Annotated in this window: 7 protein-coding genes; 5 read left to right on the plus strand and 2 right to left on the minus strand. The window is 55.8% G+C overall.

The window, feature by feature from the left end:
• The first annotated feature begins 902 nt into the window (after positions 1 to 902).
• Positions 903 to 4,736 carry a clostripain-related cysteine peptidase gene (locus JE47_RS21520; protein WP_051871060.1) on the plus strand — a complete coding sequence of 1,278 codons (3,834 nt, stop codon included), beginning with the start codon at positions 903 to 905 and terminating at the stop codon, positions 4,734 to 4,736.
• 136 nt (positions 4,737 to 4,872) lie between these two features.
• Here the strand turns inward: JE47_RS21520 and hemG are convergent, their stop codons facing one another.
• Complete coding sequence (hemG, locus tag JE47_RS0103065) at positions 4,873 to 6,309, minus strand: protoporphyrinogen oxidase (RefSeq protein WP_031458339.1); 1,437 nt, start codon at positions 6,307 to 6,309, stop codon at positions 4,873 to 4,875.
• A 12-nt stretch (positions 6,310 to 6,321) separates the two neighbouring features.
• Positions 6,322 to 7,695 carry an oxygen-independent coproporphyrinogen III oxidase gene (gene hemN, locus JE47_RS0103070; protein WP_031458340.1) on the minus strand — a complete coding sequence of 458 codons (1,374 nt, stop codon included), beginning with the start codon at positions 7,693 to 7,695 and terminating at the stop codon, positions 6,322 to 6,324.
• Positions 7,696 to 8,052: 357 nt separating this feature from the next.
• Between hemN and JE47_RS0103075 the strand changes: the two genes are divergently transcribed.
• The 4 genes from JE47_RS0103075 to JE47_RS0103090 all read left to right on the plus strand — a co-directional run bounded on the left by JE47_RS0103075 (position 8,053) and on the right by JE47_RS0103090 (position 13,412).
• Positions 8,053 to 8,901: a class I SAM-dependent methyltransferase gene (locus JE47_RS0103075; protein ID WP_152555987.1), complete on the plus strand. Its 849-nt coding sequence runs from the start codon at positions 8,053 to 8,055 to the stop codon at positions 8,899 to 8,901.
• A gap of 74 nt (positions 8,902 to 8,975) precedes the next feature.
• Positions 8,976 to 10,241 carry a glycosyltransferase family 4 protein gene (locus JE47_RS0103080; RefSeq protein WP_035418906.1) on the plus strand — a complete coding sequence of 422 codons (1,266 nt, stop codon included), beginning with the start codon at positions 8,976 to 8,978 and terminating at the stop codon, positions 10,239 to 10,241.
• Between the two features lie 38 nt (positions 10,242 to 10,279).
• The gene (locus tag JE47_RS0103085) at positions 10,280 to 11,050 is read left to right on the plus strand and encodes a hypothetical protein (protein ID WP_031458343.1); all 771 of its coding nucleotides are present in this window, start codon (positions 10,280 to 10,282) and stop codon (positions 11,048 to 11,050) included.
• A gap of 22 nt (positions 11,051 to 11,072) precedes the next feature.
• Positions 11,073 to 13,412: a sialidase family protein gene (locus tag JE47_RS0103090; protein WP_031458344.1), complete on the plus strand. Its 2,340-nt coding sequence runs from the start codon at positions 11,073 to 11,075 to the stop codon at positions 13,410 to 13,412.
• Positions 13,413 to 13,967 lie beyond the last annotated feature (555 nt).

Consider the following 13,967-nt stretch of genomic DNA (forward strand, 5'->3'; position numbering starts at 1 on the left):
TCAGTATTGTCTAAATGTAATGTATTTTTATTTAATCATGAATTCGGATCAGAAGCAACTCGAAAGATACACCATAAAATATTTTAAACAGCAATCAATGAGAATAGCAAAGTAGAGATCGAATTTGAAAGCATAGCCGAATCACCGGTATAGCACGCAAAAATCTTGCCAGTAACGGATTTTTCGTTACCAGCATAGTTGGTTCACGTATTCCAGCCATCCATCTCTGTCAAGCCGAAAAACGCTGCCCCGCATCCTGACGTGAACAGTTGGAAATGATCGCTCGCGCTGACGAGGCGAAGCGCTGCTGCGCCTCGCGCTCACGCCTCGGCGGGTGAACATCATCACCTATACCAACCGGCAGGGTACCTTCCCCCCGTGAGGGAGCGGACGGGGGCCGAGGGAGGGTACGGGGAGCACCATTTCCCGCACGAGCGCTGAAAACGCTCAAAACCCCACGGGCGCAGGGTGCTACACACCACGCCAGTGTGCTAACGAGGGGTGATCCCTCGCCTTGATAAATACAGAAACGGCTATAATCTCCAAACCGATACATCCAGGTAATTCGGTCCTGGTAACATACCGGATATACTAGATAGGGCATTTAAACAATCAATTGAACACATTCTCACTTAGAGTTTCACCGCTTCTCCCCACAACGAGCGTTGAAGGGGAGCTATGAATGCTGAGTATGTTCAAGCCCACGTCGATTGCGGTTGTTAGACATGTTTTACCCACTGCCAAATTTACTCTGCTGGCACGTCTCTATATAGAGAACCGATAAAGAATCGGCGCAAGATAGTTGGTAATAGCAAATTGAAACGTGTGGATTACATTTCCCGTTCGACTCGCATCAGTTCAGAATTCAACGGAGGATCGCAGTGCAGTCGAGGTATCGTTTCATGATCACTCTCGCCATCATCGTGTCAGTAGTCGGGTTGGGACTGGGTAACTCAGGAATCACCTCAAGATCGAGCGCTGATAATGGTATCGCTGCCGCCGCACCTGCTGGCGGTGTCACGACACAGCAGACGCAGCCCTACCGCGTCTTCCAGTTCGCCATCGGCGCCCATGCGACCGTGGGGCAATTCAACATTCCTTCCGACGTGGCCGTGGCGCCCGACGGCACTGTCTATGTGGCGGATCAGGACAGCCATCGCATCCACCGCTTCAGCGCCACCGGCGAGTTCCTCGGCGGGTGGGGAGTGTATGGCTATAGTGACGGGCAGTTCTACAATCCTCGCAGCGTGGCGGTGGCACCGGACGGCACGGTCTACGTGGCGGATACCGGCAACCACCGCATCCAGCGTTTCAGCGCCAGCGGAACCTTCCTCGGCGCGTGGGGGGCGCAGGGTTACAATGACGGGCAGTTCAGCTCTCCCGGCGATGTGGCGGTAGCGCCGGACGGCACGGTCTACGTGGCGGATACGGGCAACCACCGCATCCAGCGTTTCAGTGCCGACGGAACCTTCCTCGGTACATGGGGAGTGTCGGGCAGTGGCAACGGGCAGCTCTCTTCGCCGTCCGGTATAGCTGTGGCGTCCGATGGCACCATCTACGTCGCGGATAGCGGCAACCACCGCATCCAGCGCTTCAGCGCCAGCGGAACCTTCCTCACTACATGGATGGCATATGGCAGTAACGAGGTGGCAGTAGCCTCCGACGGCACGGTCTACGCCGCGGATTCCTGGAATAACCGCATCCTGCACTTCAGCGCTACCGGAGCCTTTCTGGGTACGTGGGGGGCTTCTGGCAGTGGCGACGGGCAGTTTAACAAACCTTCCGGTATGGCGGTTGCATCCAACGGTACGGTCTACGTCGCAGATAGCGACAACCGCCGCATCCAGCAATTCAGCGCTACCGGAACTTTCCTCGGCAAGTGGGGAGCGCCAGACAGTAGCGACGGGAAGTTCGGATCTCTTTCTGACGTGGCAGTGGCACCTGACGGTACAGTTTACGTGGCGAATAGTAACCGCATCCAGCGCTTCAGCGCCGACGGAACCTTCCTCGGCGCGTGGGGGCATTCCGGCAGTGGCAACGGGCAGTTCTCTTTTCCGTCTGGCGTGGCAGTGGCACCTGACGGTACGGTGTACGTGGCGGATTGGGGCAATCACCGCATCCAGCGTTTCAGTGCCGATGGAACTTTCCTTAGTGGATGGGGATCACGCGGTCAGAGCGAAAGTCAGTTCAGTTATCCCTCTGACGTTGCAGTGGCTTCCGACGGTACGGTCTATGTAGCAGATAGCTTGAACCACCGCATTCAGCGCTTCACAGCAACTGGCACTTTTCTCAATGCATGGGGTGAGTATAGCAGCGGCAATCGTCAGTTCAACAAACCCTCCGAGGTGGCGGTGGCGCCTGACGGCACGGTCTATGTGGCAGACGATGATCGCATCCAGCGTTTCGATGCCAATGGAAACCTCTTAAGCAACTGGTGGATGAGAGCTGCTGGCATAGCAGTTGCACCCGACGGTACGGTCTATGTGACTGGTGGAAACCACCAAATTCTGCGCTTCCACACCGACGGAACTATTCTCGACAAGTGGGGGTCGTATGGCAGCGGCGACGGGCAGTTCAGCAATCCTTCCGACGTGGCCGTCGCGCCCGACGGCACAGTCTACGTGGCAGATTACTACAACTACCGCATCCAGGTGTTCGGAACAGACTACCCAAATGCCTGGCGCGGCGAGTTCTTCGCCAACGACTGGCTCGCCGGGCCGGTGTTGCACGTTGAAAACGTTTCCGACCTGTTTCTGAACCGGTCGTGGGCCAGCCAACCGGCGGCGAACATCCCCGCCAACCATTTCACCAGCCGCTGGATGCGCTACGTGAACTTCCCGACTGCCGGACGCTACCGCTTCACCATCCGCGCCGACGATGGCGTGCGTTTCTGGGTCGATGACCGGCTGGTGGTCGAGTCCTGGCAGCCGCAGTCGCCCACCCGCGAGGTCACTGTTGAACTGTCGGCGGGCTATCACAAGCTGCTGCTTGAGCACTGGGATCAGCAGGGCGTGGCGACGCTGGCGCTGGAGTGGACGAGAGTTGCTGCTACTCCTACGCCAACAATAGAACTACCTCCTACAGTAGCACCACCTACACCAGAGTCGGGTGGTGCGGGACAAGCCAACCCGACGGCCATCCCCACGCCGACGGCCACGGCCATCCCAACAGCAACTCCATCCCCGACAGCCACGCCTACGCCGACGGCCACACCCGCGCTACCCCAAACCCCCACCAACCTGCGCCAAACCGGGCGCACCACCACCAGCATCACCCTCACCTGGCAGGACAATGCGGTGAACGAAACCGGCTTCCACCTCTATCGCAACGGCACTCGCATTGCCACTCTGGGCGCGAATATCACTACCTACACCGATACCGGTCTGACCTGCGGTCAGAGCTATCGCTATCGGGTTAGCGCCTACAACACCGTTGGCGAGTCGGCAATGAGCGAAGAGCTAACCGCCACCACTGCCGATTGTTCGCACTTCCTCTTTATGCTCTACCTCAACGGTGATAATGACCTTTATCGCTACGTAGAACGTGCGCTTCAGGCCCTCGAACGAGCAGCAGCGAACCCCAATGTTCTTATCGTGGCCGTGGTCGATGGTCCCCGAAACGGTGACACGCAGCGCCTGGTATTTGGGGCAACAGGGGTACAGCGCGAGCCGCTGGGTGAGCTTAATATGGGCAACCCGCAAACCCTTCAGGCGTTTGTTCAGTGGGCGCGGGAGCGCTACCCGGCCCAATATTCCTACCTGGCCCTGGCCGGACACGGCAATGGCCTGGTCGGCATCGGGCCGGATTGGAACGATAGGGATGATGTTCTTGACGCCGAGGAAATCCGGTTAGCTTTACGCGAAGCAACGAACAATGGGCAGCGCAAGATTGATATTGTTCATTACGATTCCTGCTCGATGGCCCTGTTCGAGCATGCGTATGAGATACGCGACTACGCCCATTATCTGATTGCTTCACAGTACTTGGCCTGGTCGGTCTTTGCCTACCGCGATTACGCAGCGCAGGTGAGCATCCAGGACGCCACGATGCTGTCCGGCCTAGACGAGGTGATTGCCAGTGTGAGTGCCGAGAGTACCCCGCGCACCCTGGCGACGCAGATCGCCGAACGCTATTTCAACCATCCTCAACTTACCGATAAGCCACGCACGATCGCGGTGCTCGATCTGGGACAGGTCGAATCGGTGCGTCAGGCCCTCGATCAGCTTGTCATCCTGCTCAAAAATGAAATAGCCAGCGTGCAAACGCCGCTGAAAAACATCCGTCAGCAGGTGCAAACGTTCGATTCGCGCTCACCCGCCTATGTAAACGACCCACAGGATGAGTATATCGACCTCTACCACTGGGCGAGTCTGGTACGGTCGCTCCCCAACGTGTCTATCAGTACTGCCGCTCAGGAGTTGATGGATAAGGTGCGCACGCAGTTGGTGGTCCTTTCAAGGCGAGCAAGTGGTCAGTATGCTGGTAGTGCGATCAATCTCGACCAGGCCTACGGGGTGAGTCTCTACTACCCATTCTGGTCAGGTGGGAGCGGGTACCGAACGTATATGGCCGACCGGATGTTCCAGTTCACGAGTAATAGTCAATGGGACGATTTTCTCGTTGACTACTTTGGCGTGACAGGATTATTCGGTACTGAGATGGAGCCACTGACCTTATTGCTTATGCTTCAGCCAAACGACGTCGTGTACGTGCCCCTGGTCGTGCGTGGGCTCTAGCCGCAGGGCGCGATCCTCTCTGGTGAGAGCGGACGGGATCTAGGGGGAAGGTGCGTGGACGCACTCCCCCTTCCTCTCCCCATGTGGGAGAAGAAGGGGGCTGGGGGAAGGTGAAGGCACCAAATGTCCCTATCTCTCACTCTTCACTCCTCACTCCTCTCCCCTCACTCCTCACCATTACATCCCCTTGCTCGGCCAGAGCCGCAGCAACCCGCTCAGCCGCTTGCACGCCGTTGGCCCACGTCTTCGGTACGCCAACACCGTCGCGGTAGCTGCCGGTCAATTGCAAGGTCGGGAGACGCTGTTCAAGCCGTTCCAACGTTGTGATTCGTTCACGGTGACCAAACGTATATTGGGCGATGGCATGACGCCAGCGTGTGACGTGCGTGAGGATGGGTTGACCGTTGATCCCCAGAAGTTGCTGATGATCGCGAATGGCCGCCTCAATCAGCGCTTCTTCGCTCTGATCGACCAGCTCTGGCCGGATTGCACCACCACTCAGAGTTGTTGTGAGCACTCGATCAGGTGGCGCTACGTGCGGGAAGATGCTCGATGTCCAGAGGATACCCAGAAATTGTCGCTGTTCGCTCGATGGAGCTAACACACCAAAACCGCACAACTCACGACTGAGCTGAGACCGCCGAAAACCGAGATGGACGACTGCAACTGGCGCATACGGGATCCCGCGCAGGGCAGCGGCGGCTTGTGCATCAACTGACTCGATCAGGTTGGCCGCAGCGTATGCGGGGGTAGCAATGATCACACTCCGACTGCTGATCGTCTCCAGACCGTTTGCGCCATCAACGGTCACTTCCCACAGCGAGCCACGTTGCTGTAGGCGAACTGCTTGCCGCTCAGTCCAGACATTCCCTGCGCCTAACGCCCGCGCCAGAGCGAGCGGCCATTCCGCCAACCCGCCACGAAAACTAAAGGTACGGCTACGCATCTTCGGTTCGCTCAGGCGAGCTTTATCCTTCGGTTTCCTCAGCATGCCCCGCACGATGCTGCCACCCCGCTGCGCTGCTTCCCATAACGATGGAAAGACGGCTGCAACCGAGAGGTGCTGTGGATTACCGGCGTATACCCCGGCAACGAAGGGGTCGATCAGATGGTTCGTAGCTTCAGGACCAATGCGGCGCGCAAAAAAGGCAGCAACACTCTCATCACCACTGCCTGGTTTGAGGTTAACAAATGGCTCCGCCAGGACACGCGCTTTGCCCTGCCACGAGAGTAATGACGTGCCGATCAGGCCAATCGGTGAGGTTGGTATCTCGATTGGCCGGCCCTTAATCAAAATGAAACGACGTTTACTACAACGCTCCGCCAGAGTAATCCGTTCACGAAGCCCTAAATCAACCAGTTCTTGCCATAACCGTACATCTTTCGTCCCTAGCGTATTCGGCCCGCAATCGAGTGTAAAACCTTCCGGCGTCGTGATGCTATGGATCACCCCACCGACCCGATTGGCGGCCTCGATAACCAGGACACGGTACCCGCGCTTATAAAGGGTATAGGCTGCTGCTAAACCACTGATGCCGCCTCCGATTACCACACTGTCATAGGCCGCTATCATGCGTAATCCTCCTTATACTGTGCTCGAGAAGATCGGTCGTTCTGTTGCTTGCTGGAAATACCGGTCAAGTTCCATCGCCAGGTTTCTGACGAAGAAGCGACCGCGGTCGGTTACTCGTAAGCGGTTCGGCTCGACCACCACCAGATGATCATCGGCATACGCCGCTATTCGTTCAATTTCAGCCGTAAAAACCTCACCCAAGCGCCAACCGTGGGGTGGCAGTGGTAGATCAAACGGAACTTCGAGATTGCACATCAAATGCATAATAGCATGACGCCGCATAAGATCGTCGTCGCTGAGCCGCATTCCTCGTGTAATCGGGAGACAGCCCTCGTCGATGGCACGCTGGTAACGTCCTAGACCGGAGTCGTTTTGTACATACCGTCCGGCAAGATCGCCAATTGCACTCATCCCGAAGCCGATCTGGTGGGGTGCCGGTAAGACGGTATAACCCATAAAATTGCGCTGTAACCGCCGCTCGCGTGCTGCTATCGCCAACTCATCGTTCGCCAGGGCGAAATGATCCATCCCGATCCATTCATACCCGACGGCGGTTAAGGTTTCAATTGCTTGCCGGAACAGTTGAAACTTATCGTAACCGGTCGGCAATTGACGGGCATCCACCCGTTTCTGATTGGGGCGAGCTTGCGGTAGATGGGCATAGCTAAAACAGGCAATCCGATCAGGGTGAAGATCGATCATCGCCTGGAGGGTCATAGCAAAGCTGGCCGGGGTTTGATAGGGTAAGCCGTAGACAAGATCGATGTTAATGCTGCTAAATCCGGCGTCACGCGCCGCTCGCACCACGTTCTCGGTCTGCCAGAGAGGCTGAATGCGCCCAATTGCAATCTGTACTTCCTGAGCAATATCCTGTACCCCGAAGCTAATGCGGTTGAATCCTAGCTCGCGGAAGAGAAAAACCTGTTCACGACTACCGATCCTCGGATCAACTTCGAGTGCGACCTCGGCGTCGGGAGCAATGGTAAAGGCGGCTCTCAACAATCCCATCAAGCGTCGAGTCTGTGCTTCATTCAAAAAGTTGGGTGTGCCGCCGCCCCAATGCAACTGCACAACTCGGCGCCCAGTACTCAGATGCGCCGTAATCATCGCTAGCTCATGTTCGATCCGATCAAGATACTGATCAACGACCGCGGGCCGCCGTGTCGATGTGGCATTGCACCCACAGTAGGCACAACGTTCAGCACAAAAGGGCAAGTGAACGTAGACACTGATCGGGTCGTTCGTGACTGCAACATCGTGCAGTGCAGCCAGATAATCTTCAGCGGTAAACGTGTTGCTCCAATGGGGAACGGTCGGGTAGCTGGTGTAGCGCGGGCCGGGTCGATTGTAGCGATCAATCGTTTCGCGAGTAATCTCGACAGTCATAACAGCCCCTCTTGTCGCAGAAATGATGTAGTTCGGTTTTCAAACTACAGGCCCAGAAAAAATATGATCACCAGGTTTTTCTCAAAAGCACATGATTAGTCTGATTGTAGCATGATAGTCAATCATTTGAACATCTGAAAAAGATATCTCTCAGCGTGGCATGATCGGCTTTTGACCGATAGTAGTGCGCTAGAGGGCCAGTATGTGACGCTGGTTTTCGTTATCGAAGAACAACGATGATAAATATTTTTTCTTTTAATGAGGTAATTGTCAACCGCTCATCATCGAGAGTCGGCTGTTCTCGTGCTATACTGTGATGCCGCATTCAGGCGGAACAATAGCATAATGGTGATGTTCATGAAACGTTCACAACAACGACCGATTCGTTTGAGTGCGCTCCGCTGTATTATCTATGAAGTGGCGCTCAACGGCTGGCGTATCCTGCGTCGCACGGTTAACGATTTTAGTCTCTGGCGATTAATTGAATATCCTTGGGCCACCAGAGCACTCGATGTTCGTCGTGGTGATCTGGTTGTCGATATTGGATCGGGAACTTCCTCCTTTCCACATATGCTGGCGAAAGAGGGAGTTGATGTTGTTGTCCTCGAACTCGATCCGGATCGGGTACGCTGGCAACAGGCCAAACGAGTGGCCACAGCGCGCCCAGGTGATGGTCGCTTCTTCCCACTGGTCGCCAGCGCCACAGCGATGCCTTTCCGATCTGATACAGTATCCCGCATTGCGGCTGTCTCGACGCTCGAGCATATTCCCGATGATGAAGCGGTTGGCCGTGAAATTGGCAGAGTATTGGCGCCTGGTGGTATTGCGGTCATCACGATTCCCTACACGAGTAGCGAGCGAACCGGCTTTTTCGAGGGTATTCGCCGTTTTAAGCGGGTAGCTCGTAATGCCTTTGTCCAAGAGGGGAAAGCCGGTTCCTTCTTCCGTTTCTACACTGACGACGACATTCAGCGTGTGTACGTTCAGCCGGCAGGTTTACAGATCAGTCCGCTGCGTGGATTCGGTCGCTCGATCCTCAACTGGCGCTACCACGAAACCAGGCTGACCCGCTTCTGGCGCACCTTTATTCTCAAAGATTTGCTGCTGGCCTGGATCGTTCATCCGCTCGAAGAGCGGTTTGATCGCAGCGATCCCCTCTATGTGATGTTTACGCTGCGCAAACCTGATATAAGGTCGCGATCGTGATCTGCTGGTTCGGAACAAATTTCCTCAAGCATACGTCTGAGTCATGGTAGGATAGGTCTGGGATGGAATCGACCATGCGAGTCATCTACATATTACCGCGCTACGATAGTGCAGCGATGGGCAATCGGATTCATACTGAGGTCATTCATGCCTGGCGCGAGTTGGGGATCACCGCCGAAGTCCTCAGTCTGGCCCCGGCGCAGTCCCAACCTACTTGCACGGTAGAAGATGGGATCGTTGTTCATCGCTTGCCTTCGCGTGGTCGTTTCACAACGCAGCTTGCCAATCGTGCGTTGGCTGCACTCTTTTTCTACCCCTATCTGACAAGTGCGATTGTTGGGATGCGCCGTTTCTTTGCAACCAATCCAACTTATGATCTTTGTCACGTGGAAACGGCATTTCCACTCGGCTTCGCCGCACTGCTTGCCGGTAGACGGGTACCACCGCTGGCCGTAACCTTACCCGGCGCCGATGTGATGGCCGAACCTGAATATGACTATGGCTATGCGCGCTTTCCGGCAGTACGTGCTGTGTTGCCACTGGTGTTTCGGCGCGCACGAGTGATCCGGGCCGACTCACCACAGATTCGGGAGCTGGCCATCGCTCGTGGTGCACCACCGGCTAAGGTAACGGCCATCCCATATAACATTACCGCCGATAGCTTTCCGCCGCACGATACGCCGCTGAGTGCGTTTCGTGCCCACAGTCGGGAAATTATTGTTGCTCGCCATCGTCTCGATCCATCCCGCCCCATCATTGTCAGTCTCAACCGGCTCCATCCCTTCAAAGGAATTGCCTACCTGGTTGAAGCCATCCCCACCATCCGCACTGCCGATCTTTCACCACAAGTAGTCATTGTCGGACCGAATCGCTCAACACCACGTTTCGGCGATTACGGTGCATTTCTCCGTCGCCGGGCACTGGAATTAGGGGTTGCAACTGATGTGATTTTTACCGGTGCTATCCCGCACCACGAAGCCCGTACTTATCTGGCCGGTGCAGATGTCGTGGTTGTCCCGTCGGTCGCCGAGTCGTTTAGTCGGGTGGTAATTGAAGCCTGTGCAGTTGGTACGCCGCCGGTCGTTACGCGCACGACCGGTGCGAGTGCCTATGTGGCAGCAGCTCAGGCTGGTCTCGTTGTTGAACCACGTTCAGGACCGGCCATTGGTGAGGCAATTGTGTCTCTCCTGCGAGATCCGGGTGTATGGCAAACCTATAGCGAACGGGCAGCAGCATTGGCGCCGCAGTTCTCATCAGCGTGCATCGCAGACGATCTGGCTAGTCTGTACCAGACTGCCTTGCACGTTCAGCCAATGCCAGCACCGATGCTCGGTCAATAACTGTCGATGTTGTTATACATCTGTTAAGGAGGAATTTCATGCCGCGAAGAACCAGTGTTGTACCCACCATTGCGCTGGCGGCTACGCTACTGGCAATAGGCGTAGCCCTCTTCCTGGCCTTTCGTCCCGGTCAGGCCGAAGAGGGAGGGCCAATCTTGCAGTATCCGCCCGAACCACCAGCCCCCACCATCGGCCCCAACCCGACCGTCCCCGCCAGCCTGGCCACCGGTCCGCAGTTCGTGGCCGATTTCGCTACTGCCGACAGCCTGACCGTCTGGCAGTCCGTCGAGCTTGATTTCGTCTTACCTGAAGACCGTGCCAACTGGGTCATCGACAATGGCCGCTTGCGCCAGGATTTTGCCGGTGAATTGCGCAACAGCTCGCTCGCCCAGGTCACGCTGCTGGCGCCCACCACGTTCACCGATGGTGTCGTGCGGGTGAGTTTCTACGATGAGTTTAACGGGATTGCCGGGGTGGTCGCTCGCTATCAGGGTGAGGTTGGCTACGAGGCGAGCTATTATGTCCTACGCCTGCTGAAGCGCGAGTACGAGGCAACGCCGAAATACGCGCTAGAAAAGGTGGTGGATGGGGTAGTGACGCCGCTGGCAACGGTGGAGGGGCCGGGCTTTGCCCCGCGCCAGTGGCACGTGATCGAGCTGGAGGTGCGCGGGAACACCCTGACCGCCCGTCTCGATGGCAAGCTGCTGATGCAAGCCAACGATGCCCAACCGTTACCGGCAGGGCAAGTTGGGGTCTACACCCGTGCCATTGGTGGCATCCTGTTCGATGATTTCATCGTCAGCCCGTGAGTGAACTCCGAGGAGCAGATCCATGAAGATACTCTTCCGCACCGTGTTTGTGCTATCCGCACTTCTGACCTTGCTCATTAGTACGCTGCCATCTGCCATCCCGACGGCAGCTCAAGCTCCGCTACAATTACTGGTTGAGACCGTTTTGCCTAACAGTGCAAACCTCAAGCTGCCCCAAGCGGCAACTTTCAATGATCAAGTGCATTTGATAGGGATTGCGGAATCGAGCGAAGCTTCCGATGGCAAAGCTCGGGTCTGGACAAAGACGGAGACCGGCACGGCATTTCCAAGTCCCTTTACGTTAGGTACCACAACCACATCCCGCACATCTCCCGAATACATCAACAGTGCCATCGCAACCTCACCCTCCGGCGAGGTCCTAACGCTCTGGATCGATCAGGCAGCAAAGATTATGCGGTTTCGCAAGCGCGATACCGCCGGAAATTGGGGCGCAATCTTCGAGATAACTCGCAACCTTGCTTTTCCGGTGCGACCTGCGCTTACCGTGGTGAATGGCGGTCCCCAGAATGGGCGCATTATCGCTGTCTGGCGCGATGACTTTACCGGTGATGATGCCTCTATCTACTACTCGTATTCTGACAACGGTGGTTCCTCATGGGCGCCCGTGGCGCGTGCTTTTGGGATGAAGGCGTATCGCGCCGTCGTGCAGTTAGCTTCAGGCACCAACGGCGAAGTCGCGCTGACCTTTACGCGCGACGCACCACGTCCGCTGCACGTGATGGTTTCATTGTGGCAGGGCAATGGCTTCAGCGTACCGGTGGATGTCAATCTCGGTGATAATAACCACTACGCTGATAGTAGCGTTGCCATCTATAATGGCAAAATCTATGTCGGTTATCGCCACGCAGATAGCGGTGTATTCTACGCTGAAAAAGACATCAGTAACTTTTTTGACAATCAGGTGTGGCCCCGATCACGCCTGACCGGTGATAAGGGAGATGGTCAGGTTTCGGTAAGTATCGATCCGTATGGCAACTTACACATCTCGTGGATTCGTACTCCAGGGAGCCGGAGCCAGAATCGGCTTAACTATGCGTTCCGGTTCGCCAACGGGACATTCCTCGGCCCGATAGAGTCGGCGACGTCTGGCCCCCTGTTCAATGCCTGGGGCGTTAACAGTTCAGGCAGTGGCTTCTACATGCATGTAGCCCATGAATTGTTTAACGGTGAGACACCGTTTCTCCGTTATGCCCTCTTCAAAGCTCCTGGTTCGCCATTTGGCTCCGATCCCTTGATCGAAGGCGGCGCTGCACGGGTTGGCGGTGATGGTCGTACCTCGATTAAGGTGACTTTCCCCGGCCTTGGGTCTACGCCGCAAGATGTGAGTGTACGCTGGCGGTGGGGTGCGCCACCTACCGATACCGAAAACGACTCTGGTGGTTGGGTACCATTGGCATCTAATGCCACTGCTACCACCGAATTGACCGTGCCTATTCCTACAGCTTTCCTGAATGTCAACGATTGTACGCCACGCACGTTGTACACGCAGTTGCGGCGAAATGGAACTGCGCCTGTTGTGGAGACAATGGAGCGCAAGGCAAGCGTAATCATTGACACCAATCTTGTAGCGACTGTTCAGGTTGCCAATCCGCTGTTGTACGATACGGCGAGCTGGTATGCTTCCAACTACTCGGTGCGCGATCTCGACCCCGGTAGTACACCGACGATGCAGGTCTGGCTATCGGTTAGCGATGGTGGTGATTGTTCACAGGTTTCACGGGTCAGAGTGGCTGCCAGCACGGCTGAGTTGGCTGTCACAAGCGATCTTGATGTCGAAGGTACGCTGAATGCTATCGTTCCTTTACCTGGTACTACCTTCTCACCACCATCGCCGGATGGTGATTACCCGGTGGTGGTACGAGTGTACGACCGGCTGGGGAATTCGCAAACCGTTATCAGGACAATCCGCCTTGACCGTACTCCACCGCAGATGACGCTCAGCGGAAGTGAGACCATTACGGCAACCGATTCACCGTTAGGCGATATTCTTCAGGATTTCACCTTTGATCTCTCTACGGCAACAGTGACTGAGACCAACGGTATCTTAGGTGTCTTGATTGCCGTAAGTCCGAACGCAGTCTCTAATCCGGCTACTGCATCTACGCTGCGCTGGATTGCAACGAAGGTTGATTTCAACGATGGCCAATTTACCGTGCCGTCCTGGAGTATGGCGAATGCACCTGGGGTCACGATGGTTACGACCAGTGCACCTGAGCAGACCTTCTATATCTACGTTCGCCTCATTGATCGTGCCGGTAATATTGGTGATACAGTTCTGGAGACGACGGCTACCAGTACGCTTACACCGGTGCGTACCTATATCCCATTAACATCACGCTGATGAAGTACATGTGGGGCACAGGGCTGTCTGTGCCCCTTTCAAGCAGAGCACAAAGGCAGGAAGGTGGAGTGTTGGGTAGGTGCCAGGTCTGACATTGGAACAGTAGGTGGTTCCCAAACTGATCTCATACTCATGCGGTGGTATTCTTCCCGGCAACACATGGGTGCGGCAACACTACGCTCCTATGTAGCACCTGCATCATCACGACGGCCCCGCGATAGCGTTGCTCTGTAATCGTAACCTTCTCATGCATACCGGTAGGGGCGGGTTCCCAACCCGCCCTCATTGTATGTCGTTGTCGCCCGCAATAGATTACGACAAATAATGATGACTGCCATCCACCTGACCGGCAAGCCACCGAAGCAAGCGAAATATCTCGTTCGTATTTGACGTGACTATGCAGTTCCCCGCTTAATCCTTGTACGGCCATAAGCTGTAGCATACAGGTTTGATAAGAACTTATTGCAAAAACCAAACGATTACGTTTGAGCCATTGTGACTATCATTGATTCACCCGACAGACTAAATGTGGGCCAGCAGTACGTGCATCCGATA

Origin of the sequence: Chloroflexus sp. MS-G (genome assembly GCF_000735195.1) — a bacterium.
Classification (GTDB): domain Bacteria; phylum Chloroflexota; class Chloroflexia; order Chloroflexales; family Chloroflexaceae; genus Chloroflexus.

What these genes read in the sequence shown, in the direction of transcription:
- JE47_RS21520 (WP_051871060.1), top strand. Translation starts at nt 903, where the DNA reads ATGATCACTCTCGCCATCATCGTGTCAGTAGTCGGGTTGGGACTGGGT.
- hemG (WP_031458339.1), bottom strand. Translation starts at nt 6,309, where the DNA reads ATGATAGCGGCCTATGACAGTGTGGTAATCGGAGGCGGCATCAGTGGT.
- hemN (WP_031458340.1), bottom strand. Translation starts at nt 7,695, where the DNA reads ATGACTGTCGAGATTACTCGCGAAACGATTGATCGCTACAATCGACCC.
- JE47_RS0103075 (WP_152555987.1), top strand. Translation starts at nt 8,053, where the DNA reads ATGAAACGTTCACAACAACGACCGATTCGTTTGAGTGCGCTCCGCTGT.
- JE47_RS0103080 (WP_035418906.1), top strand. Translation starts at nt 8,976, where the DNA reads ATGCGAGTCATCTACATATTACCGCGCTACGATAGTGCAGCGATGGGC.
- JE47_RS0103085 (WP_031458343.1), top strand. Translation starts at nt 10,280, where the DNA reads ATGCCGCGAAGAACCAGTGTTGTACCCACCATTGCGCTGGCGGCTACG.
- JE47_RS0103090 (WP_031458344.1), top strand. Translation starts at nt 11,073, where the DNA reads ATGAAGATACTCTTCCGCACCGTGTTTGTGCTATCCGCACTTCTGACC.